At 61.7% G+C, this 22,228-nt stretch carries 20 protein-coding genes; 8 read left to right on the forward strand and 12 right to left on the reverse strand.

Features of this window, described 5'->3' with window-relative positions; translation table 11 throughout:
• Nucleotides 1-36: 36 nt before the first annotated feature.
• The 9 genes from ACMGF8_RS01885 to ACMGF8_RS01925 form a co-directional block, all read right to left on the reverse strand.
• Nucleotides 37-855 carry a phosphoglycolate phosphatase gene (locus ACMGF8_RS01885; protein ID WP_102861906.1) on the reverse strand — a complete coding sequence of 273 codons (819 nt, stop codon included), beginning with the start codon at nt 853-855 and terminating at the stop codon, nt 37-39.
• Nucleotides 852-1,526: a ribulose-phosphate 3-epimerase gene (gene rpe, locus ACMGF8_RS01890; protein ID WP_207166650.1), complete on the reverse strand. Its 675-nt coding sequence runs from the start codon at nt 1,524-1,526 to the stop codon at nt 852-854. Before rpe ends, ACMGF8_RS01885 begins: the two co-directional genes overlap by 4 nt.
• A gap of 80 nt (nt 1,527-1,606) precedes the next feature.
• Nucleotides 1,607-2,755 carry an iron-containing alcohol dehydrogenase gene (locus tag ACMGF8_RS01895; RefSeq protein ID WP_102861908.1) on the reverse strand — a complete coding sequence of 383 codons (1,149 nt, stop codon included), beginning with the start codon at nt 2,753-2,755 and terminating at the stop codon, nt 1,607-1,609.
• Between the two features lie 141 nt (nt 2,756-2,896).
• Complete coding sequence (locus tag ACMGF8_RS01900; protein WP_102861909.1) at nt 2,897-3,721, reverse strand: ABC transporter permease; 825 nt, start codon at nt 3,719-3,721, stop codon at nt 2,897-2,899.
• 13 nt (nt 3,722-3,734) lie between these two features.
• On the reverse strand, nt 3,735-4,982 hold the full coding sequence (locus tag ACMGF8_RS01905; protein ID WP_102861910.1) for an ABC transporter permease: 1,248 nt from the start codon (nt 4,980-4,982) through the stop codon (nt 3,735-3,737).
• A 143-nt stretch (nt 4,983-5,125) separates the two neighbouring features.
• Nucleotides 5,126-6,187, reverse strand: coding sequence for an ABC transporter substrate-binding protein (locus ACMGF8_RS01910; protein ID WP_102861911.1), 1,062 nt, complete (start codon nt 6,185-6,187; stop codon nt 5,126-5,128).
• Nucleotides 6,188-6,228: 41 nt separating this feature from the next.
• Nucleotides 6,229-7,353: an ABC transporter ATP-binding protein gene (locus ACMGF8_RS01915; protein ID WP_102861912.1), complete on the reverse strand. Its 1,125-nt coding sequence runs from the start codon at nt 7,351-7,353 to the stop codon at nt 6,229-6,231.
• A gap of 261 nt (nt 7,354-7,614) precedes the next feature.
• A complete protein-coding gene (locus ACMGF8_RS01920) occupies nt 7,615-8,244 on the reverse strand; it encodes a response regulator transcription factor (RefSeq protein ID WP_102861913.1) in 630 nt (209 codons plus the stop codon).
• Between the two features lie 13 nt (nt 8,245-8,257).
• Nucleotides 8,258-10,657 carry a PAS domain-containing sensor histidine kinase gene (locus tag ACMGF8_RS01925; RefSeq protein ID WP_102861914.1) on the reverse strand — a complete coding sequence of 800 codons (2,400 nt, stop codon included), beginning with the start codon at nt 10,655-10,657 and terminating at the stop codon, nt 8,258-8,260.
• Between the two features lie 74 nt (nt 10,658-10,731).
• On the opposite strand from ACMGF8_RS01925, the gene ACMGF8_RS01930 reads away from it, so the two are divergent.
• Nucleotides 10,732-11,721, forward strand: a complete 990-nt coding sequence (locus tag ACMGF8_RS01930) for an alpha/beta hydrolase family protein (RefSeq protein WP_115581059.1) — start codon at nt 10,732-10,734, stop codon at nt 11,719-11,721.
• Nucleotides 11,722-11,770: 49 nt separating this feature from the next.
• Here ACMGF8_RS01930 and ACMGF8_RS01935 read toward each other — a convergent pair whose 3' ends face one another.
• Genes ACMGF8_RS01935 through ACMGF8_RS01945 form a run of 3 tightly spaced genes read right to left on the reverse strand, consistent with a single transcriptional unit; the run spans nt 11,771 to nt 14,236 of the window.
• Nucleotides 11,771-12,538, reverse strand: coding sequence for a TerB family tellurite resistance protein (locus ACMGF8_RS01935; protein ID WP_102861916.1), 768 nt, complete (start codon nt 12,536-12,538; stop codon nt 11,771-11,773).
• Nucleotide 12,539: 1 nt separating this feature from the next.
• Nucleotides 12,540-13,214 carry an N-acetylmuramate alpha-1-phosphate uridylyltransferase MurU gene (murU, locus tag ACMGF8_RS01940; protein WP_102861917.1) on the reverse strand — a complete coding sequence of 225 codons (675 nt, stop codon included), beginning with the start codon at nt 13,212-13,214 and terminating at the stop codon, nt 12,540-12,542.
• Nucleotides 13,211-14,236: an aminoglycoside phosphotransferase family protein gene (locus ACMGF8_RS01945; protein WP_115581060.1), complete on the reverse strand. Its 1,026-nt coding sequence runs from the start codon at nt 14,234-14,236 to the stop codon at nt 13,211-13,213. Before ACMGF8_RS01945 ends, murU begins: the two co-directional genes overlap by 4 nt.
• 130 nt (nt 14,237-14,366) lie before the next feature.
• Between ACMGF8_RS01945 and ACMGF8_RS01950 the strand changes: the two genes are divergently transcribed.
• From ACMGF8_RS01950 to glpE, 7 genes are all read left to right on the forward strand, one after another.
• A complete protein-coding gene (locus ACMGF8_RS01950; protein WP_416758509.1) occupies nt 14,367-17,192 on the forward strand; it encodes an LPS-assembly protein LptD in 2,826 nt (941 codons plus the stop codon).
• Nucleotides 17,173-18,489 (forward strand): peptidylprolyl isomerase SurA, encoded by a 1,317-nt coding sequence (surA, locus tag ACMGF8_RS01955; RefSeq protein WP_146036396.1) that lies wholly within the window; start codon nt 17,173-17,175, stop codon nt 18,487-18,489. The genes ACMGF8_RS01950 and surA overlap by 20 nt, the downstream gene beginning before the upstream one ends.
• Nucleotides 18,486-19,475: a 4-hydroxythreonine-4-phosphate dehydrogenase PdxA gene (gene pdxA, locus ACMGF8_RS01960; protein ID WP_207166653.1), complete on the forward strand. Its 990-nt coding sequence runs from the start codon at nt 18,486-18,488 to the stop codon at nt 19,473-19,475. Before surA ends, pdxA begins: the two co-directional genes overlap by 4 nt.
• The gene (gene rsmA, locus ACMGF8_RS01965) at nt 19,472-20,284 is read left to right on the forward strand and encodes a 16S rRNA (adenine(1518)-N(6)/adenine(1519)-N(6))-dimethyltransferase RsmA (protein WP_102881042.1); all 813 of its coding nucleotides are present in this window, start codon (nt 19,472-19,474) and stop codon (nt 20,282-20,284) included. The genes pdxA and rsmA overlap by 4 nt, the downstream gene beginning before the upstream one ends.
• Before the next feature lie 126 nt (nt 20,285-20,410).
• The gene (gene apaG / locus ACMGF8_RS01970) at nt 20,411-20,791 is read left to right on the forward strand and encodes a Co2+/Mg2+ efflux protein ApaG (protein ID WP_025131262.1); all 381 of its coding nucleotides are present in this window, start codon (nt 20,411-20,413) and stop codon (nt 20,789-20,791) included.
• Nucleotides 20,791-21,660: a symmetrical bis(5'-nucleosyl)-tetraphosphatase gene (locus ACMGF8_RS01975; protein ID WP_416758512.1), complete on the forward strand. Its 870-nt coding sequence runs from the start codon at nt 20,791-20,793 to the stop codon at nt 21,658-21,660. Before apaG ends, ACMGF8_RS01975 begins: the two co-directional genes overlap by 1 nt.
• Nucleotides 21,661-21,693: 33 nt before the next feature.
• Nucleotides 21,694-22,023 carry a thiosulfate sulfurtransferase GlpE gene (gene glpE / locus ACMGF8_RS01980; protein ID WP_102861924.1) on the forward strand — a complete coding sequence of 110 codons (330 nt, stop codon included), beginning with the start codon at nt 21,694-21,696 and terminating at the stop codon, nt 22,021-22,023.
• Nucleotides 22,024-22,228: the final 205 nt, after the last annotated feature.

Below are 22,228 nucleotides of genomic sequence, written 5' to 3' on the forward strand. Positions count from 1 at the left end.
TATGCAAACGTGCCGGCAGGGCCGGCCAGACAAAAATCAGGCGCGCCAACGCCAACGGGCCAAGGCCTTGATGACTTTCATCCAGAGTTTGCGAGTGACCACCACGATGGAATTTCCAGAAGGGGATGGAACAGCGTCGGGCAACGTTATCTCAGCGGCTGGTTCTAAGCAACCGGGGATCAGCGCCCGCAAGTTGTCGATCACCAGCGCCGGCGACTCCTCGGCAATCGGCCGGCCGTGGTTATAGCCGTAGCTCAGCGCCACGCACTTGACCCCCGCCGCCTTGGCCGCCAGCACATCGCTGCGCGAGTCGCCGACGAACAGCGACTGCGACGCCGGTACGCTGGCCATCTTCATCACGAAGAACAGTGCCGCCGGGTCGGGTTTCTTTTGCGGCAGGGTGTCGCCGCCGATGATCCAGCGGAAATACCGGCCGATCTTCATCTGATCCAGCAATGGCGCGACGAAACGCTCGGGCTTGTTGGTGATCAGGGCCATTTCCACGCCCTGCTTGTGCAGCCACTTGAGGGTTTCGCGCACACCGGGATAGACCACAGTCAGCTCGTGGCTGTCCTCGTACGCGCTGTTGAACAACTCAAGAGCGTGCTCCGCCTCGACATCGTCGACACCCTGGGCATCCAGGCTGTTGGCCAGGGCCCGGCGCACCAGCATCGGCGCACCGTTGCCGACCCACTCGCGCACCGCCTCGATACCCGCGGGCTTGCGCCCCAGCTTGAGCAGCATTTGATCCACGGCGGCCGCGAGGTCCGGCACCGAATCGACCAGGGTGCCATCCAGGTCGAACATCACCAGTCGCGGCAAACGCCCCGAGAACAGCTGCTCAAATGCGCTCATGGCCGAGCCAGCGCCAGTTCGGCGCGCATCTTCTCAATGACTTCCTGATAGTTCGGCGCATTGAAGATGGCCGAACCGGCAACAAAGGTGTCAGCGCCTGCGGCGGCGATCTCACGGATGTTGCCGACGTTCACCCCACCGTCGATCTCCAGGCGGATATCGCGACCGGAAGCGTCGATCAGGGCCCGTGCCTCGCGCAGCTTGTCGAGGGTCCCAGGAATGAACTTCTGCCCGCCAAAGCCCGGGTTGACGCTCATCAGCAGGACCATGTCGACCTTGTCCATCACATACTTGAGCACGTCCAACGGGGTCGCCGGATTGAACACCAGGCCGGCCTTGCAGCCGCCCTCGCGGATCATCTGCAGGGAACGGTCCACATGCAGCGTGGCTTCGGGGTGAAAGGTGATGTAGGTCGCGCCTGCCTCGATGAAGTCACCGATGATGCGATCCACCGGGGTCACCATCAGGTGCGCATCGATCGGCGCGGTGATCCCATACTTGCGCAGTGCAGAACAGACCATCGGGCCGATGGTCAGGTTCGGCACATAGTGGTTGTCCATGACATCGAAGTGGACGACGTCGGCACCAGCGGCCAGGACATTGTCCACTTCCTCACCCAGACGGGCGAAGTCGGCAGAAAGAATCGACGGAGCAATAGCGAAGGGCTGCATGACGCACCTTTTTTGAGCAGAATCACGATGGCGCGCATTGTATACCTCATGCTTTGGAGCGCACACCGTAACCGCGATCTTCAGTAAGCCGCGCGATAGATCTTCTCGATATCGGCAGGACTCAGTTTGCGCGGATTATTGCGCATCAGGCGCTCAATACCCGCGGCCTCCAACGCCATGGCGGGGATGGCCTCCTCCGGCACGCCAAAGCTGCGCAAGCCGCTGGGGATTTCCACCGCAGCGCACAACGCAGTCATTGCCTCCACGGCCCGATCAGCGGCCTCGCTGGCACTCAAATGCGCCGTCTGGACCCCCATGGCTTCGGCGATATCCTGCATACGCTCAACGCAGGCCATCTTGTTCCAGGTCATGACATAGGGCAGCAGCAAGGCATTACCGACGCCATGGGACACATGAAAACGTCCACCCAGCGGATAGGCCAGGGCATGCACCGCCCCGACCCCGGCATTACCGAAGGCCATGCCGGCCATCAGGCTGGCGGTGGCCATGTCCTCCCTGGCTTGCAGGTTGGCCGGGTTGGCATAAGCCTTGGGCAACGCCTTGACGATCAGTTTGATCGCACCAATGGCCAGGGAGTCGGTGATGGATGAGGCGTTGAGGGACAGGTAGGACTCGACAGCGTGAACCAGGGCATCGACACCACTGGCGGCCGTGACGCTGCGGGGACAGGTCAAGGTCATCTGTGGACTGACCAGGGCCACGTCCGGCAGCAGGTAATCACTGACAATGCCTTTCTTCAACAGCGCCGCCTTGTCCGACAGGATGGCCACGTTGGTCACTTCCGAGCCAGTGCCGGCCGTGGTGGGAATGGCGATCAACGGTGGTCCTTTGCGCGGGACCTGATCAACGCCGAACAGATCCTCCAGGGCGCCATGGTAGCCCGCATAAGCCGCGACACTCTTGGCGATATCGATGGCGCTACCGCCCCCAAGGCCGATCAGGCCGTCATGCCCGCCCTCGCGGTAGACCTGCATGCAGTCTTCGACAATGGCGATCTCCGGGTCCGGCTGCACCCGGTCGAAAATCTCATAACTGCGCTCACCCAGGTGTGCCAGCGCCAGTTCCACCGTGCCCGACTTGAGCAACGCGGCATCGGTGACAATCAGCGGGTTATCCACATCCAGTCGGGTCAGCTCGGCGGCCAGCTGTTCGATGGCGGTGCTGCCGGTGAGCAGTTTGTGGGCGATCTTGAAAGAGGAAATACTCATGTGCGCAGCCTCTTATATAAAGGTAGGAGCCGGCACAAGCGTAGTCGCGGATTGTCGATTGTCGCCTATTCAGCAGACGAATTCCCTTCTCTCCCTGACCGGTGCCGCGCCTGGCAACACCTGTCAGGAAGGCCAAGGACCTCACACCTGGGCGGTGCGCAACTTCTCACTGCGCCCACGCAGCCATTCCAGAGTCAGCAGCAGAATCACCGAGAAGGCGATCAGCAGCGTGGCGGCGGCGGCGATGGTCGGGCTGAGGTTTTCGCGAATACCGCTGAACATCTGCCGTGGCAACGTCGCTTGCTCGGGGCCGGCCAGGAACAGGGTCACCACCACTTCGTCGAACGAGGTGGCGAAGGCGAACAGCGCACCACTGATGACCCCAGGCGCGATCAGGGGCAAGGTCACCCGGCGAAAGGTGGTCAACGGTGAGGCGCCGAGGCTGGCTGCAGCCCGCACCAGGTTGTGGTTGAAGCCTTGCAGGGTCGCCGACACGGTGATGATCACGAAGGGCACCCCCAGCACCGCATGCACGACGATCAGCGAGAAGAAACTGTTGCCCATGCCCAGCGGGGCAAAGAACAGATAGCTGGCAACGCCGATGATCACCACCGGCACCACCATCGGCGAAATCACCAGGGCCATCACCAGCGCCTTGCCGGGGAAGTCGCCACGGGTCAGGCCGATCGCCGCCAGGGTGCCGAAGACCATCGCCAGCAAGGTGGCGGCCGGGGCGACAATGATGCTGTTCTTCAGGGCTCGCATCCATTCGGCGGAAGCGAAGAAGTCCTGGTACCAGTGCAGCGAGAAGCCCTGCAGCGGATACACCAGAAAGCTCCCGGAGTTGAACGACAGCGGGATGATCACCAGCACCGGCAATACCAGGAACAACAGGATCAAGCCGCAGAGAATCCGCAAGCTGTAGAACCAGACCCGTTCAACGGGCGACATGTAGGGGCTCAGCATTTCGATTCTCTCCTTAGCTCAGGCGCAGGCGACTGGCGCCCACCAGCCAGCTGTAAATCAGATAGAGCACGATGGTCGCCAGCAACAACAGGCCGCCCAGGGCCGTAGCCATGCCCCAGTTGATACTGGTGTTGGTGTAGAAGGCGACGAAGTAGCTGACCATCTGGTCGTTCGGGCTGCCCAGCAGCGCCGGAGTGATGTAGTAGCCGATGGCCAGGATGAACACCAGCAGACAGCCGGCGCCGACCCCGGCGTAGGTCTGCGGCAAATACACCCGCCAGAAGCTGGCGAATGGATGGCAGCCCAGGGAAATCGCTGCACGCATGTAAGTGGGCGAGATGCCCTTCATCACGCTGTAGATCGGCAGGATCATGAACGGCAGCAGGATATGCACCATGGAGATGTAGACCCCGGTGCGGTTGAACACCAACTCCAGCGGCTTATCGATCACCCCCATGGCCAGCAGCGCACTGTTGATCAAGCCGCCGGACTGCAGCAGCACGATCCACGCCGCTACCCGCACCAGGATCGACGTCCAGAACGGCAGCAGCACCAGGATCATCAGCAGATTGCTTTTGCGCGCCGGCAGGTTGGCCAGCAGGTAAGCCAGGGGATAGGCCAGCGCCAGGCAGATCGCGGTGATCACCAGGCCCATCCAGAAGGTCCGGGCAAAGATGTCCAGGTAGATGGACTGATCCGGGGTGGCCGGGGCCAGTTCTCCCAGGTCATCGATGCGATGGTCCACCGCCGCCAGCAGATAATAGGGCGTCAGGCTGCTGGTGTTGCGCCGGATCGCCTGCCAGTAGGCCGGGTCGCCCCAACGCTCGTCCAGACTCTCCATGGCTTCTTTATAGGATTCGGGCTCGGCCTTGAACGGCAAGGCACGGGCGGTCTTGGTCAACAGGCTGCGATAGCCTGCCAACTCCATGTTCAGGCGCTTGGACAGATCGCCCAAGGTTTGATTCTTGCGGGCTTCGAACAGGTCTTCGCTCAAGGCCTTGTAGGCCGCTTCGGCGGGCAGGCCACGACCATCCCAGGCACTCACGGCCGCGACAGTGCGCGGCATGCCCCCGACCACTTCCGGGTTGCCGACGCTCTTGTACAGCAGCGCCACAATCGGTACCAGGAACACCAGCAGCAGAAACAGCACCAGAGGCGCGATCAAGGCCTGTGCCTTCCAGCGGTTGACCCGCTCGGCACGGGCCAGCCGCTGCTTCAAGGTCGGGCCGGTGACCGCGTTCAAGGGAACGGTGATGGTCATGACAAACTCCGCGAATCGAACTTTCGAATACAAACCACCGGGATAGGAGCGGGCTTGCCCGCGAACAAGGCGCATCAGGCGACACCGGTGGTGGTGCCGATCACGCCCTCGCGAGCAAGCTCGCTCCTACAACAGCGGGGTGGTTACTTGGCTGCCCAGGCGTTGAAGCGCTGCTCCAGTTGCTCACCGTTGTCAGCCCAGAAGCTGACGTCGATCTGCACCTGGTTGGCGATGTTTTCCGGGGTAGTGGGCATGTCCTTGAGAATGTCCTTGGCCAGCAGCGGCACGGCCTGGATGTTGGCTGGGCCGTAAGCAATGTTTTCCGAATAGGTTTTCTGCTGCTGCGGCTGTACCGAGTAGGCGATGAACTTCTTCGCGGCTTCAGCGCGATCCTTGTCCAGGCCTTTGGGAATGGCCCAGGCATCGAAGTCGTAGATGCCGCCGTTCCACACCACTTTCAGGTTGCTTTCCTTTTGCACTGCGGCGATCCGGCCGTTGTAGGCCGAGCTCATGACCACGTCGCCGGAAGCCAGGTACTGCGGCGGCTGGGCGCCGGCTTCCCACCACTGAATGTAGGGCTTGAGCTCATCGAGTTTCTTGAAGGCGCGATCCTGGCCGTCCTTGCCAGCCAGGACTTTATAGACATCCTTGGGCGCGACGCCGTCGGCCATCAAGGCGAACTCCAGGGTGTACTTGGCGCCCTTGCGCAGACCGCGCTTGCCCGGGAACTGCTTGGTGTCCCAGAAGTCGGCCCAACTGGCGGGAGCTGCTTTCAGCTTGTCGGCGTTGTAGGCCAGCACCGTGGACCAGACGAAGAAGCCCACGCCGCAAGGCTGGATGGCACCCTTGACGTAGTCTTCGCTCTTGCCGAACAGGGCCGGGTCCAGCTGTTCGAACATGTCCTCGTCGCAACCGCGGGACAGTTCAGGAGACTCGACCTCTACCAGATCCCAGGACACGCTCTTGGTATCGACCATGGCCTTGATCTTGGCCATCTCGCCGTTGTACTCGCCAGCAACGATCTTGCCATGGCCTGCGGCTTCCCAAGGCGCGTAGAAGGCTTTGACCTGAGCCGCCTTGTTCGCCCCACCAAAGGACACCACGGTCAGGTCGGGACCCGCCGCCATGGCGTGTGCCGCACCCAGCATGCCCAGTGCCACAGCGATAGCGCTGAGGGGGGCGGTGAATTTCAGGGATCTCAACATTATTGTGTTCTCCACGTGCAGGTTGGTGTTGCAGGGGGCGATCAATTCGCCTCTAGAAGCGGGTCAAGCGCGCGAACGTGCTCGACTTGCCAGCCAAGCGGCACCACGTCGCCCACCGCCAGCGCAGGATCGAGCTCGGCAATCGGTTGTTTCACGAAGAAGTCGCTCTTGCCGCAGACTTCCAGGCGCACCCGGACGTGGTCGCCCAGATAGATGAATTCCGCCACCCTCCCGGAGAAGCGGTTGACGCAGCGTTCGCTGGAGCCGTTAAGGCTCACGCGCTCCGGACGGATGGAAAGGGTCACCGGGCCGCCGACCTGGCCGACGTTCACCGCCAGCGCCTCGACTTTTTCGCCACGCCCCAGCTCCACCACGCAACGCTCGCCGGTATGGCTGTGGAGCCGACCGTTGAGACGGTTGTTCTCGCCAATGAAGTTGGCGACGAAGGTGTTCTTGGGCTCTTCGTAAAGAGTGCGCGGCGGGGCAATCTGCTGGATTTCGCCCTGATGGAACACCGCCACCCGATCGGACATGGTCAGGGCCTCGCCCTGGTCGTGAGTCACGTAGACCACGGTCACACCCAGGCGCTGGTGCAGATGCTTGATTTCCATCTGCATGTGCTCACGCAGTTGCTTGTCCAGAGCACCGAGGGGTTCGTCCATCAGCACCAACTGCGGCTCGAACACCAGGGCACGGGCCAGGGCCACACGCTGCTGCTGGCCACCGGACAATTGCGCCGGATAACGCTGGGCGAAGGCATCGAGCTGAACCATGCTCAGCACCCGTTTGACCCGTTCACTGATGTCGGTCTTGCTGAGGCCGCGCACCGACAGCGGAAAGCCCAGGTTCTCGGCCACGGTCATGTGCGGAAACAAGGCGTAGTTCTGGAACACCATGCCAATGTCGCGCTTGTGCGGCGGTACATTGTTGATGGAGCGCCCGGCCAGCTGGATCTCGCCGGCGGTTGGGGTCTCGAAACCGGCCAGCATCATCAGGCTGGTGGTCTTGCCGGACCCGGACGGCCCCAGCAGGGTGAGGAACTCGCCTTTGCGAATATCCAGGTTGAGGTCTTTGACGATCAGGTTTTCACCGTCGTAGCTTTTCTGCACACCACGAAAGCTGACCAGAACATCGTTGGCCCCAGCGCTTGAATCAACCTCGCTCATACCCACACCTTTTGTTTTAGACGGCTGTGGAACAAGCCTAGTGGAGGCCGCAGGCCGCGCAAATCGGGGCGCAGGAGAGATTCGCCTCAGCCGCCTGGAAGGTTGCGTGTAGGGATTGCCCTACAAGGATGGCGGGATTGGATAAGGGCAGAGGCCAGCGGCAAGCTACAAGCAGCAAGAAACGGCAGAAGGCCGAAAGCGGGGATGTCGTAAATGGATAAGTGCCCTCCCCGGGAGGTGGAGAGAGCACTGCAGATGACGTCAGAGCAGCTTGTGCTCCATGGCGTATTTCACCAGTTCCGCCAGGGAGGTGATATTGAGCTTCTGCATCAGCCGCGCCTTGTGGGTGCTGATGGTCTTGCTGCTCAGGGCCAGTTGCTGAGCAATGTCATTGACGTTGGCACCCTGTGCCAGGCGTTCGAAGACCGAGAACTCGCGCTCGGAAAGCAGCGAATGCAAGGGCCGGGCATCGGTCAGGCCGACCTCGAAGACCATACGGTCCGCCAGGTCCGGGTCGATGTAACGCCCACCGGACGCCACCTTGCGGATTGCCGTCAGCAACAGTGAAGGATCGCTGTCCTTGGTGGCGTAGCCGGCAGCGCCGATCTTCAGCGCACGCGCCGCCATCTGCGCCTCGTCATGCATCGACAGCACCAGGATCGCCGGGGGATTGTTCAGGGCCCGAATCCGTGGAATGGCTTCCAGGCCGTTTACCCCGGGCATGGAGATATCCAGCAGCACCACTTCACAGGGCACCTGGCGCAGGGTTTCCAACAGCTGTTCACCGTTGCTCGCCTCGCCCACCACCAGCAGGTCCTTGGCCAGGCCGATCAGCTGCTTGATGCCTTCGCGGACAATGGTGTGGTCTTCGGCTACCAGTACACGGATCACGCGCGTCTCCTCGTTATTGTTCTCGGTCCAGGGGCACCCGGACACTCAGGAGGGTGCCCTCTCCCTGTTCACTGTGCAGCGACAGGCTGCCGCCCATGATCAGCACCCGCTCGCGCATGCCCACCAGGCCAAAGGACGTCGGGCGTGCCGAGGCGGTGTCGAAACCAAGGCCGTCATCGCTGATGGTCATGCACAACTCGCCCTCTTCCAGGGCCAAGGTCAGTTCCACAGTATGCGCCTGGGCGTGGCGCATGACATTGGTCAGGGCCTCCTGGAGGATACGAAACAGGCCGACGGCCTTGGCGTCACTCAGGCGCGGCAGGTTATCCGGCACTTGAACCAGGCAAGGGATCTGTGTGCGTGCTTCGAACCGTCGGGCCTGCCATTCGATGGCCGACGCGATGCCCGCATCGAGGATCGGCGGCCGCAGGGCCGTGGCCACGTCGCGCACCAGTTGGAACAGTTGGGCAATCAGGCGCTTCATGCTGTTGAGTCGTTCGTGCAGGCCCGGGTCGAGTTGGGCATAGGCCAGTTCGCACATGGAGGTTTCCAGCTTGAGCACGGTGAGCATCTGCCCCAGCTCGTCATGGACTTCCCGGGCAATGCGGGCCTTTTCTTCTTCGCGCACGCTTTCCAGGTGCGCCGACAATTCCCGCAATTGCTCACGGGAGCTGGCCAGCTCCAGCTCGATGCGCTTGCTTTCGCTGATGTCCCAGACAATGCCGTCCCAGACAAAAGCGCCGTCATCCAGGCGGCGGGTGATGGCCTTGATCTCGGCCCAGCGCTGCTGGCCCTGGCGGGTCAGGATGCGACCTTGCCAGGACCAGTCGCTATCGGTGTCCAGGGCCTGATCCTGGGTCTGGTGATAACTGGCCTTGTCGTCCGGGTGCACCAGGCTGCGCAGGCCGGTGTCCCGGTGGGCCAGCGTCGCCGGCGAGTAGCCCACCAGGGTTTCACTGCCTTCACTGATATAGGCGAAATCGATCTGCCCGGTGACCGGCGCTCGCTCCAGGCGGAACACCAGGCCCGGGACGTTGGCGGCGATACCCTGCAGGCGCGCCTCGCTTTCCCGCAGCGCCGCCAGCGCACGACGACGCTCGGTGACGTCATTGAGGTAGACCACCAGGTATTCACTGTCGCGAAAACGCAGGAAGCTCAAGGACACGTCCGCCGGCAGGATACTGCCGTCAGCACGCACGCACTGGGTCTCGAAACTCTGCGCGCCCTCCTCACTGGCCCGGGCACGCTTCCACAGGTTGAGCCAGCGATCCATGTGCAGGTTGGGTTCGAAATCGATCAGCGGGCGGTCGATCACTCCGCCCGCCGGATAACCGAGCATCTCTTCAGCGGCCCGATTGGCATAACGCACATGACTGTCCCAGTTGACCCAGAGAATGCCCACAGTGCTTTGATCAATGGAAAACTGGGTCAGGCGCAGGGCTTCTTCGCTGGCGGCGCGCAGGGCGATATCCTCACGTGCCGCCAGCAACCTCTGCTCCAGACTGCGTTGCTGACGACGCTGCCAGAAGACAGTCGCCAAGCTGGCCAGCAACAGGATCATCAACAGTAGGCTGAGGTTCTGCCAGACGCCGGGGGATTCTCCCAGGCGCGGGTACTTGGGCTGCAGCCAACGACTGTGCAATTGCTCCAGCTCCTTGGCCGGGATCGCGTGCAAGCCGGCCTCTACGATACTGGCCAACTCCGGCCAGTCGCGACGGGTTGCTACCCGTAACAGCTGCGGCAGGCCGATATCCCCCACCACCGCCAACCCGGAAAACTCTGCCTCCGCCGACAGGCGACTGAGCTGGGCTTCATCCACAACCGCATAACGGGCTTGCTGGCTCAGCAGCAGTTGCAGGGCCTGGCGCTCCAGGGGAACCCCTTGCAGATTCAGGTTGGGGTAGGTCAGGCGCAGGTAATCGGCCACCGCGCTGGGCATGCGCACCGCGACTCGGGCCTGGCTGTCGAGCTTCTCCAGTTCCACGGCCCCCGCGCCCTTGCGCTCACCCACCACCAGCTGTGGCACACGCATATAAGGGTCGCTGAACAGCCACAGCCTCAGGCCCGCGGGCGTCTGGGTCAGGCCGGGGGCCATGTCCACTTCGCCGTCGCGCAGGGCTCTTTCCAGCTGTGCCTGATCGGGAAAGTTGCGCCAGCTGAGTTCAATCTTCAGCGCCTGGGCCAAGGTCTGCATCAGTTCGACGTTAGCCCCGGACAGGCGCTGCAGACGCCGGTCGTATTGGGCGAACGGTGCCTGCAGTACCAGCCCCACCCGCAACTCCGGGTGTTGTTCAAGCCATTGACGCTGCTCGTGGCTCAAGGGTGCTGTGGGCACATGGGGCGTCGGTGCCGCCCCGCCTATCAAGGGAAGGCACAGACAGCCGATAAGCAGAAGGCAGCGAAAACGCATCATCTGAAGTCTCACACCCTGACAAATACTGACCAACCCATTAGGCTGCCGGAATTACTTCTGGCCTGGAATATCCGATGCCCCTTGTCCACCGCTCGGCACTGCCTGCATTGTGCCTGTCGCTGATCCTGCCTTGGACCTTTTCTGTGGAAGCCGCCGACCCGGCCCCGGAAACCAAGAGCCCCGAGGAACAACCGGCGCAACGCCAAACCCTGCCTGAACGCAGCCAGGAAGATGCCAGCGCCCTGGAGCGTCAGTTGCCTGCCCAGGAGCAACAACAGTTGCAAGCCGGTGGCGACACCTTCCTGGCCCTGTGGAAACCGGCCAACACCAGCGAACCCAAGGGCGTGGTGATTATCCTCCCGGGAGCCGGCGAAAGCGCCGACTGGCCCCAAGCCGTGGCCCCACTGCGCAATAAACTGCCGGACACTGACTGGGGCAGCCTGAGCCTGACCCTGCCGGACATGCTCAGCGAAGCGGCACAACCGCGGATCGTCGAGGCCGCGCCGCCGCCAGCGGACACCAGCAACACCGCCAAAGACGCCAGCGCCGAGGCCAAGCCCATCGAACAAGCCGCCGGTGGCGAAGCCGACGTGGCGGACCGCGCCGTCGCAGAAAGCACCGAAGAACAGGTCAAGGCCGATGCCGAGCGCATCTTCACCCGGATCGATGCAGCCCTGGCCTTCGCCGAACAGCAGAATGCCCGCAGCATCGTGCTCCTGGGCCACGGCACCGGCGCCTACTGGGCCGCACGCTACCTGAGCGAAAAGCAGCCCTCCCAGGTACAGAAGCTGGTGATGGTGGCTGCCCAGACACCTGCCAATGGCAAGCCACAACTGGCAGAGCTGACACCCACCCTGAAGCTGGCAACCGCAGATTTCTACTATGTCGACAAAAGCGCTGCGCAGAAAGCGGCACTGGAACGACTGCAAGCCAGCAAGCGCCTGAAGCATTCAAACTTCAGCCAGATCGCCCTCAAAGCCCTGCCCGGCAATCATGCCGCCCAGCAAGAGCAGCTGTTCCGCCGGGTACGTGGCTGGTTGAACCCGCAGAACACCGACAGCTGAAGAGCTCGAGCCGCCACTGCCTGACTGGCAATGGCGGCCCGGCCACGCCTCAGCGGAAATCCCGGCGCTCGCGTATCAGGGCATAGGCGCTGTGCAATTCACGGGTCGTTTCCGTCGCCTCCCGCACCTGGGCTGCACTGGCACCGCTACCGGCGATCTTGTCCGGGTGATGACGACTAAGCAGGCGGCGATAGGCGCGCTTGATCTGTGCCGGTTCAGCAGTGGCAGCAACCCCCAACAGGCGCAACGCCTCCTGATAGGTCAGGGTTCCCTCGGCCAACGACCTGCGCGCCGGGCCATACTCCTGCGCCAGCGCCTGGATCTGTTCCGTGGTCCAGCCCAGCCATTTACCCCAGAGCTGGATCAGTTCACGCTCCGCCGGACCCACCCGGCCATCGGCCCAAACCATCCGCCAGCAGGCACGCAACACACCCTCCGCGGCATGGGGCTGGGCACTCAGGCGCCGCAGATAACCGCGCAGACGGTCATTGCCCGACTTGCCTCGATTGAAGGCTGCAATGGCACGGCGCTGGGCTGAATCGTTCATGTCCAGCGAACGCATCTCCTGACGCGCCTGCTGGATATGCCCATCCACCACCCGGCCATCACTTTTCGCCAAGCGCCCCAGCAACACGAACAGCAATTCATCATTGCGCAACGCTGGGCGACCGCCCAGGCGCTCACGCACATGCGCCCAGCTGTGCAGTTGCAGGCGCCGGTCCAGAGCCTGCCCCAACAACGCACCAAGCATGGCCCCCGGAATGCTGGCAATTGCAAAACCCGCTCCGGCTCCGATCAGAGTCCCTGGCCACCACATATCAGCGCCTCGCTTGCAGCAGGGCTTCGACCTGCGCCAGACGCTCGACCGTTCCCACGTCGATCCATTGCCCCTGCATATGCTCGCCGCTGACCTGTCCCCGGGCCATGGCCTCGCGCAACAGCGGTGCCAGTTTGCAGGGGCCCGGGACACAGTGCTGGAACAAATTCGGATGCAGAACCGAAATCCCACTAAAGGTCAGGGCTGCAGCTCCGGGCCGGGCATCGTGCAACATCCCGTCCTGCAGGCAGAAATCGCCACCACTGGGATGGTGCGCCGGGTTATCCACCATCACCAGGTGAGCCAGTCCAGCCAGGGGCCGACGCAAAGAGGCGAAGTCGTAGTCGGTCCAGATATCGCCATTGACCACCAGAAACGGCTCATCCCCCAACAAGGGCAAGGCTTTGAAAATACCGCCGGCGGTTTCCAGAGGCTCGCTTTCCGCCGAGTACTGAATGTTCAGGGCCCAGCGTTGACCGTCGCCAAGGGCGTCCTCGATCTGCTGGCCAAGCCAGGCATGGTTGATGACGATGTCGCAAAAACCCGCCTTGGCCAGCGCCAGCAGGTGGTATTCGATCAGGGGCATGCCGGCTACAGGCAACAGCGGCTTGGGGGTGGCCAGGGTCAGGGGGCGCATGCGCTCGCCCTTGCCGGCGGCCAGAATCATTGCCTTCATGCATCGGCTCCCGCTGGCTGGCGCAGGCTGAGCAGCAGTTGCGAAAGCTCGGCCAATTCGGGACGACGGGCCAGCACTGCTTCTATATAGGCAAAGAACCGTGGCACGTCGGCCAGGTAACGAGGCTTGCCATCGCGGTGGCATATCCGCGAGAAGATACCGATCACCTTGAGGTGACGCTGTACGCCCATCAGGTCACTGGCCCGGAGGAACTCCTCGAAGTCTTCCTGGACCGGAATCCCCAGCGCTCGGGCCTGGTGCCAATAGCCCTCCAGCCAGCCACGCACCCGGGGCTGCGGCCAACTGAGGAAGGCATCCTTGAACAGGCAGGTCACGTCGTAGGTCACTGGGCCGTAGACCGCATCCTGAAAGTCCAGCACCCCTGGATTCGGTTCGCTGAGCATCAGGTTGCGAGGCATATAGTCGCGATGCACCAGCACCTTGGGCTGCGCCAGGGCGCTGTCGATCAGCAGGTCACTGACCCGCTGCCACTGTTCACGCTGCTGCGCACTGAGCGTGACAGCCAGTTCACGTCCGACGTACCACTCAGGAAACAGCTCCAGCTCACGGCGCAAGAGAGCGACATCGTAGCTGGGCAATGGCGCATCCATCGGCAACTGTTGAAACGCCAGCAAGGCCTGCAGTGCATCGTCGAAAAGTGCATCGGCATTGCTTTCGTCGATCACATCGAGATAGGTCTTGTTGCCCAGGTCGTTGAGCAATAAAAAGCCCCGAACCAAGTCTTGGGCATAAATTTTCGGCACATTGATGCCGGAAGTCGCCAGCAACTGGGCGATATCCACGAAGGGTTTGCAGTTTTCCTGGGGGGGCGGAGCATCCATGACCACAAAGCTGCGGCCTGCACCCTGCCAACGGAAATAACGGCGGAAACTCGCGTCGCTGCTGGCCGCGGTCAATGTCGCCGGGGGTACTTCACCCCAGCCTTGTGCTGCATAAACAATCGCCAACTGCTCATCGAGCCAAACTTTCAGGTGTTGCAAGCGTACATCTTGGTCAGGCATTACAAGGGTCTCCGACGGCGCTAGCCGTCAAGCGGGTCATGCTTTATTATCCAGCATCTTTTTCAGACCATCGAGAGGCGTGCGGCCCACACCGCGGGCAGATGGCACGCAGGAAGCCCGGACTAATAAGATGGCATTGAAATCCCCCGCGTTTCGTAAAAAATTTCCGTTGCTGGTTACCGGCGGTTTGCTGGCCCTGCAACCTCTAGCCACTTCCTTCGTGGTCGCCGCGGAACAGTATGACTGCTCAGTCTCTGCTTCGGGTGGCTGGGCCTGTGCGCCGAAAGCCAGTGCAGCCCCACTGCCTCCACGGCCGATTCACGATGCCAGCTCGGTCAGTTCCAACGGCGCCACCGCAACCGACAGTGGCACCGCAGAACAAGCTACCGGCGACAAGCCAGTGCTGGTCACCGAGGCCAAAGGCCGGGGTCTGAAGTCCCGCAGCGCGGACTACAGCCACCTCGACTGGGTACCGCGCGAGAAGCTCACCGCCGCTCAATTGGCCGAAACCGGTCCTTACTGCTCTGGTTCCTATATCGAACCAATTCGTCCTGGCATGAATGACAAGACGAATAAAAGTGACGCCCCCACCTTTATCGGTGCCAAGGCCTCGCGTTATCAGCAGGAAGAACAGGTGGCGACCCTGGCCGGTGACGTGGTCATGCGCCAGGGCAGCATGCAGGTCGAAGCCGACGAGGCCAACCTGTATCAGGCCGAGAACCGTGGCGAGCTCAGCGGCAACGTACGCATCCGCGATAACGGCACGCTGATGGTCGGCGACCACGCCGACGTGCAACTCGACACTGGCGAAGCCAAGGTCGATAACGCCGAATACGTGATGCACAAGTCGCGGGTTCGCGGCAGTGCGCTGTATGCCAAGCGTGCGGAAAACGCCATCATCCGCCTCAAGGATGGTACGTACACCACGTGCGAACCGAACAGCAACGCCTGGCAGCTCAAGGGCAACAACATCACCTTGAACCCGGCCACCGGCTTCGGTACCGCGACCAACGTGACCTTGCGGGTCAAAGACATTCCGGTGCTCTACACCCCGTATATTTATTTCCCGATCGACGACCGTCGTCAGTCCGGCTTCCTGCCGCCGAGCATCGGCACAGGCGGCGATACCGGCTTCATGCTGGTCACGCCCTACTACTTCAACCTGGCACCGAACTACGATGCCACGTTGTACCCGCGCTACATGTCCAAGCGCGGCCTGTTGATGGAAGGCGAGTTCCGCTACCTGACCAAGAGCAGCGAGGGTCAGTTCGGCGCCGCCTACCTCAATGACGACGACACCGATCGCAAGAAGCAGACCGACTACGAAAAAACCCGCTACATGCTCAACTGGCAGCATAAGGGCGGGCTTGATTCGCGAGTGATGACCGAGGTCGACTACACCAAAATCAGCGATCCGTATTACTTCCAGGACCTGGAAACCGATCAGATCGGCGTGAAAACTAACGATTACGTCAACCAGCAAGGCGTAGTGACCTACCGTGGTGATGACTACACCGCACGCCTCAACGTACAAGCGTTTGAGCTGGCAAGCGTCTCCAACATCACTCCGTACAACAAGCTGCCGCAGATCACCTTCAACGGTGCGCTGCCGTACCATCCGCAAGGTCTGGATTTCACCTATGAAACCGAGCTGGTTCGGTTTGAGCGGGATCTACTGAAGGGCAACTACACAGATAAAGATGGCGGACCGATTGACCCTATCACCGGGCTGGTAGGCAATCCGCGCCTGGACACCAACGTAGCGGGCCTGGCCCGCGCCAACGGTGATCGCTTGAACCTCAAGCCCGGTGTCAGCCTGCCGTTGAACTGGAGCTATGGCTATCTGACTCCATCCCTGAAGTATATGTACACCCAGTACAATCTTGATCTGGATGGCCAAGGCAAAGACGACTTGGTCACCAACAGGAATAGAGCTGCTGCCTTGGGTGAGTCGTACAAGAGCTCACAAAACCGCGGCGTACCAATCGCCAGCGTCGACGGCGGCCTGTACTTCGACCGTGACACTCAATGGTTTGGCAAGAACTACCGCCAGACCCTGGAGCCGCGTGCGTTCTACCTCTATGTACCCGAGGAAGACCAGAAGGACATCCCGGTATTCGATACCGGCGAATCCACCTTCAACTACTCGTCGCTGTTCCGTGACAACCGCTTCTCCGGCTCCGACCGTGTCGGCGACGAGAACAAGCTGTCTCTGGGCGTGACCAGCCGCTGGATCGAAGACAACGGCTTCCAGCGTCAGCGCGTCAGCGTTGGCCAGGCCCTGTACTTCAAGGATCGCACCGTCCAGTTGCCAGGTATCGACTACCGCACTCGCGACGATGCAACGTCCAACGTCTCGCCTTACGCCCTTGAATACGAATACCGTTTCAACCGCGACTGGCGCGCCAACGCAGAGTACAACTGGGACCCGGACAGCCACACCGCACGCTCCGGCAGTGCGATGTTCCACTACCAGCCTGAAGACAACCCGAACAAGGTGGTCAACGCCGGCTATCGCTATCGCAACGACCAGATCCGCTACGACCAGAACAGCGGTACCTGGAAAATGGGCGGCGACTACGGCACTCCAGGTACGCCTGGCTACGTGAAGGACTACTACAAGATCCAGCAGCATGACTTCTCGGTGATCTGGCCGATCGTGCCGCAATGGAACGCCATCAGCCGCTGGCAGTACGACTACAACCGTAACCGCACGCTTGAGGCCTTCGGTGGTTTCGAATACGACAACTGCTGCTGGAAACTGCGCCTGATCAGCCGTTACTGGGTCAAGTATGACGAGTTCAGTCAGAACGCTCCGGAGAACGAGAAAGGCGACCGCGGCATCTTCCTCCAAATTGTTCTGAAGGGTCTCGGTGGCGTCATGGGCACCAAAGTAGAGAGCTTCCTCGACAAAGGCATCCAAGGTTATCGTGAACGTGAAGACCAAGCTTTCTGATTGTCTGCGCCCGCTGATGTTGGGCGCGCTGTTCCTGAGCACTGCGGCCAGCGCCGCAGTGCAGTCCATCGACAAGGTTGTGGCCATCGTCGACAACGACGTGGTCATGCAGAGCCAGTTGGATCAGCGGGTTAACGAAGTTCAGCAAACCATCGCCAAGCGTGGCGGTGGTGTGCCGCCTACCAGCGTCCTGGAACAGCAGGTTCTGGAGCGTCTGATCGTTGAAAACCTGCAACTGCAGATTGGCGAGCGTTCCGGCATCCGCATCACCGATGAAGAACTGAACCAGGCCATCGGCACCATTGCCCAGCGCAACAGCATGAGCATCGAGCAGTTCCGTGCCGCTCTGGCCCGCGACGGCCTGTCTTATGAAGACGCTCGTGACCAGGTGCGCCGTGAAATGATCATCAGCCGCGTGCGTCAGCGCCGGGTGGCCGAGCGTATTCAGGTATCGGAACAGGAAGTGAAGAACTTCCTGGCCTCGGACCTGGGCAAGATGCAGCTCTCCGAAGAACTGCACCTGGCCAATATCCTGATCCCGACCCCGGAAAGCGCCAACTCCGAAGCGATTCAGAGTGCCGCCCGCCAGGCCATGGACGTGTACCAGCAACTCAAGCAAGGTGCGGACTTCGCGCAATTGGCGATTGCCCGCTCCGGCAGCGACAACGCCCTGGAAGGCGGCGACATGGGCTGGCGTAAAGCTGCTCAATTGCCTCCTCCGTTCGACCGTGAACTGAGCGCAATGGCCGTGGGCGATATCACCCAGCCAGCGCGCACCCCAGGCGGCTTTATCATTCTCAAGCTGCTGGACAAGCGCGGTGGCGGCAATCAGGTGCGCGATGAAGTGCATGTGCGCCACATCCTGATCAAGCCAAGCGAGATTCGCAGCGAAGAAGAGACCAAGCGCCTGGCGCAGAAACTCTACGACCGCATCGAAGCCGGCGAAGACTTTGCCGAACTGGCGAAAAGCTACTCGGAAGACCCGGGTTCGGCGCTCAACGGCGGCGACCTCAACTGGATCGACCCGAACGCCCTGGTGCCTGAGTTCCGCGAAGTGATGGCCAAGACCCCACAAGGTCAACTGTCCAAGCCGTTCAAGAGCCCTTATGGCTGGCATGTACTGGAAGTCCTTGGCCGTCGCGCCACCGACAGCACCAGCCAGGCCCGCGAGCAACAAGCCATGACCGTCCTGCGTAACCGCAAGTACGACGAAGAGCTGCAGACCTGGTTGCGGCAGATCCGTGATGAGGCCTACGTCGAGATCAAACTGCCTGGCGCTGAACAGGCGGCCCAGTGAAACCCAGACGTTTCGCTCTGACACCCGGCGAACCGGCGGGTATAGGTCCTGACCTGTGCCTGCTGCTCGCCTCGCAACCCCAGCCATACCCCCTGATTGCCATCACCAGCCGCGACCTGCTCCTTGAGCGGGCCGCGCAGCTGGGTGTGGCAGTCAATCTGCTGCCGGTGACCCTGGAACAACTGCCGACTGAACCCGCCCCTGCAGACAGCCTGTATGTCTGGGACACGCCCCTGGACAAACCAGTGGTCAGCGGCCAGCTGGACCAGGCCAATGCAGCCTTCGTCCTGGAAACCCTGACCCGCGCCGGCCAGGGCTGCCTGGATGGGCACTTCGCCGGCATGATCACGGCCCCCGTGCACAAGGGCGTGATCAACGACTCCGGAATTGCCTTTTCCGGGCATACCGAATTTCTCGCGGACCTGACCCACACCGAACAAGTGGTGATGATGCTGGCCACCCGTGGCCTGCGCGTGGCCCTGGTGACCACCCACCTGCCCTTGCGGGAGATTGCCGACGCCATCACCGTAGAGCGCCTGGAACGGGTCACACGAATCCTGCATGCCGACCTGCAGCATAAGTTCGGCATCCCCCAGCCACGCATCCTGGTGTGTGGGCTCAACCCTCATGCCGGTGAAGGCGGACACCTGGGCCGCGAAGAAATCGACATCATCGAACCCACCCTAGAGCGCCTGCGCAATGAAGGCATGGACCTGCGCGGTCCATTGCCTGCCGACACTCTGTTTACCCCCAAATATCTGGAGCACTGCGACGCAGTGCTGGCGATGTACCACGACCAAGGCTTGCCCGTGCTGAAATACAAAGGCTTCGGCGCAGCCGTCAATGTGACGCTCGGCCTGCCGATCATCCGCACCTCCGTCGACCACGGCACCGCCCTGGATCTGGCAGGCAGCGGCAAGATCGACACCGGCAGCCTGCAGGTCGCCTTGGAAACCGCCTACCAGATGGCCGAGAACCGTTTATGAGCGAGCAATACCAACACCGGGCGCGCAAGCGCTTCGGCCAGAACTTCCTGCATGACGCCGGCGTTATCGACCGTATCCTGCGGGCTATCCACGCCAAACCCGAAGACCGCATGCTGGAAATCGGCCCGGGCCAAGGCGCCCTGACCGAAGGTCTGCTGAGCAGCGGAGCCCAGTTGGACGTGGTGGAGCTGGACAAGGACCTGATCCCGATCCTCAACCAGCAGTTCGCCGGTAAGAGCAACTTCAACCTGCACCAGGGCGATGCCCTGAAGTTCGACTTCAATACACTGGGCGCCGCACCAAGCAGCCTGCGGGTGGTCGGCAACCTGCCCTACAACATCTCCACCCCGCTGATCTTCCACCTGCTGCAGAACGCCGGGCTGATCCGCGACATGCACTTCATGCTGCAAAAGGAAGTGGTCGAGCGCCTGGCCGCCGGCCCTGGTGGAGGTGACTGGGGTCGCCTGTCGATCATGGTTCAGTATCACTGCCGAGTGGAACATCTGTTCAACGTCGGCCCCGGCGCCTTCAATCCTCCACCGAAGGTTGATTCGGCCATCGTGCGCCTGGTACCTCACGCGGTGCTGCCACATCCAGCCAAGGATCATCGCCTGCTGGAACGCATCGTCCGCGAAGCCTTCAACCAGCGCCGCAAGACACTGCGCAATACCCTCAAGGCCCTCCTCAGCAGCGCCGAGATCGAAGCCGCCGGTGTCGATGGCAGCCTGCGCCCCGAGCAGCTGGATCTGGCCGCCTTTGTACGCCTGGCCGATCAATTGGCCGACCAGCCCAAGCCTGCCAACGACTGAGAAACGCCCTTGCCCGAGATCGGGTAGGACGCCGGACAGGATGTCTGGTTTACTACCCGATACTTGACCTAGACTGACCTCCATCAGCTTTGTCCCGCGCCCCGCTTTGCTTTAAAGGCCTTTTGCATGTCCGATCCTCGTTATCAGGTCGACGTCAGCGTCGTCACCCGCTTTCTGGCAGACCAATCGCAACCCGAGCAGAACCGTTTCGCTTTCGCCTACACCATTACCGTTCAGAACAACGGATCACTCCCGGCCAAGCTGCTGTCCCGGCACTGGGTGATCACCGACGGTGATGGCCATGTAGAAGAGGTTCGTGGCGCTGGCGTGGTTGGCCAGCAGCCATTGATTGCCGCTGGCAAGAGCCACACCTATAGCAGCGGCACGGTGATGACCACCCGGGTCGGCAACATGCAGGGCAGTTACCAGATGCTGGCCGAGGACGGCAAACAGTTCGACGCCATCATTGCCCCCTTCCGCCTGGCGGTCCCCGGGGCCCTGCACTGATGGCAACCTACGCCGTCGGCGATCTGCAAGGCTGCCTGGAACCGCTGCAGTGCCTGCTTGAACAAGTCGCGTTCGACCCTGCCAGGGACCGCCTGTGGCTGGTGGGAGACTTGGTCAATCGCGGCCCACAGTCACTGGAAACCCTGCGCTACCTTTATTCCATCCGCGATTCGCTGGTTTGCGTGCTGGGCAATCACGACCTGCACCTGCTGGCAGCCTGGCGCAATATCGAACGGCTGAAGAAGTCCGACACGCTGCGGGAAATCCTTGAAGCCCCAGATTGCGAAGAACTGTTGCAGTGGTTGCGCCAGCAAAAACTGATGCATTACGACGAAGCCCGCAACGTGGCCCTGGTCCATGCCGGCATCGCCCCGCAGTGGTCCCTGAAGAAGGCCCTCAAGTGCGCCGCCGAAGTCGAGGAAGCGCTACGCGACGACAACCTCTTCGAGCCCTTCCTGGACGGCATGTACGGCAACGATCCTGCGAAATGGGACAGCGACCTCAAGGGCGTGACCCGCCTGCGCGTCATCACCAACTACTTCACCCGCATGCGTTTCTGCACCAGCGAGGGCAAGCTCGACCTCAAGAGCAAGGAAGGACTGGACACCGCACTACCGGGCTACGCGCCCTGGTTCAGTCACAAGGAGCGCAAGACTCGGGACCTGAAGATCATCTTCGGTCACTGGGCGGCCCTGGAAGGCCATTGCAACGAACCTGGCATCTTTGCCCTGGACAGCGGCTGCGTCTGGGGCGGGGCCATGACCTTGCTGAATGTCGATACCGGCGTGCGCCTGACCTGCGATTGCGACGCCCAGGGGTACACTGCGCCCCTTTCCCCAGAACCCTTGCCCGTCCCGGCAAAGCGCTAGTCGGCGCTGACTATCTAGCTCCAGGAGCCCGCCATGAGCGAATTCAAACGCATCCCTCCAGAACAGGCCCAGGCACTGCGCGAACAAGGTGCCGTGGTCGTGGATATCCGCGATCCGCAAACCTATGCACTGAGCCATATCAGCGGCGCGCAACACTTGGATAATCACTCCATTTCCGACTTCATTCGTGGTGCCGACCTCGATGCCCCATTGGTGGTGGTCTGCTATCACGGCAACTCCAGCCAGAGCGCTGCCGCGTATCTAGTGAGCCAGGGCTTTTCCGACGTTTACAGCCTCGATGGCGGCTTCGAACTTTGGCGCAGTACCTATCCGACGGAAATCGCTCAAGGCACCGCCGAATAATTTTTTTCAGTAGCGCTAGCCCGCGTACTACGCGGGCTTGCGCGCCACCGGACGAACGGTAGTGCGCAACTAATTCCCCATCTCGCCTTGACCTCCCGGATTCCGAACTATCCTTAGCCTCAGGCCATCCAAATCAGGGGAGAGCCGGTACACCGGCGAGCGGGTCATCGGTACTAGCTTTCAAGGTCGATAGCTTTGAAAGTGT

The sequence above is a fragment of the Pseudomonas sp. BNK-7 genome, assembly GCF_048072025.1.
GTDB classification, from domain to species: domain Bacteria; phylum Pseudomonadota; class Gammaproteobacteria; order Pseudomonadales; family Pseudomonadaceae; genus Aquipseudomonas; species Aquipseudomonas danubii.

Excerpts from the sequence above, each read along its gene's own strand:
- ACMGF8_RS01885 (WP_102861906.1), bottom strand. The coding sequence starts at position 855 with ATGAGCGCATTTGAGCAGCTGTTCTCGGGGCGTTTGCCGCGACTGGTG.
- rpe (WP_207166650.1), bottom strand. The coding sequence starts at position 1,526 with ATGCAGCCCTTCGCTATTGCTCCGTCGATTCTTTCTGCCGACTTCGCC.
- ACMGF8_RS01895 (WP_102861908.1), bottom strand. The coding sequence starts at position 2,755 with ATGAGTATTTCCTCTTTCAAGATCGCCCACAAACTGCTCACCGGCAGC.
- ACMGF8_RS01900 (WP_102861909.1), bottom strand. The coding sequence starts at position 3,721 with ATGCTGAGCCCCTACATGTCGCCCGTTGAACGGGTCTGGTTCTACAGC.
- ACMGF8_RS01905 (WP_102861910.1), bottom strand. The coding sequence starts at position 4,982 with ATGACCATCACCGTTCCCTTGAACGCGGTCACCGGCCCGACCTTGAAG.
- ACMGF8_RS01910 (WP_102861911.1), bottom strand. The coding sequence starts at position 6,187 with ATGTTGAGATCCCTGAAATTCACCGCCCCCCTCAGCGCTATCGCTGTG.
- ACMGF8_RS01915 (WP_102861912.1), bottom strand. The coding sequence starts at position 7,353 with ATGAGCGAGGTTGATTCAAGCGCTGGGGCCAACGATGTTCTGGTCAGC.
- ACMGF8_RS01925 (WP_102861914.1), bottom strand. The coding sequence starts at position 10,657 with ATGATGCGTTTTCGCTGCCTTCTGCTTATCGGCTGTCTGTGCCTTCCC.
- ACMGF8_RS01930 (WP_115581059.1), top strand. The coding sequence starts at position 10,732 with ATGCCCCTTGTCCACCGCTCGGCACTGCCTGCATTGTGCCTGTCGCTG.
- ACMGF8_RS01935 (WP_102861916.1), bottom strand. The coding sequence starts at position 12,538 with ATGTGGTGGCCAGGGACTCTGATCGGAGCCGGAGCGGGTTTTGCAATT.
- murU (WP_102861917.1), bottom strand. The coding sequence starts at position 13,214 with ATGAAGGCAATGATTCTGGCCGCCGGCAAGGGCGAGCGCATGCGCCCC.
- ACMGF8_RS01945 (WP_115581060.1), bottom strand. The coding sequence starts at position 14,236 with ATGCCTGACCAAGATGTACGCTTGCAACACCTGAAAGTTTGGCTCGAT.
- ACMGF8_RS01950 (WP_416758509.1), top strand. The coding sequence starts at position 14,367 with ATGGCATTGAAATCCCCCGCGTTTCGTAAAAAATTTCCGTTGCTGGTT.
- rsmA (WP_102881042.1), top strand. The coding sequence starts at position 19,472 with ATGAGCGAGCAATACCAACACCGGGCGCGCAAGCGCTTCGGCCAGAAC.
- apaG (WP_025131262.1), top strand. The coding sequence starts at position 20,411 with ATGTCCGATCCTCGTTATCAGGTCGACGTCAGCGTCGTCACCCGCTTT.
- ACMGF8_RS01975 (WP_416758512.1), top strand. The coding sequence starts at position 20,791 with ATGGCAACCTACGCCGTCGGCGATCTGCAAGGCTGCCTGGAACCGCTG.
- glpE (WP_102861924.1), top strand. The coding sequence starts at position 21,694 with ATGAGCGAATTCAAACGCATCCCTCCAGAACAGGCCCAGGCACTGCGC.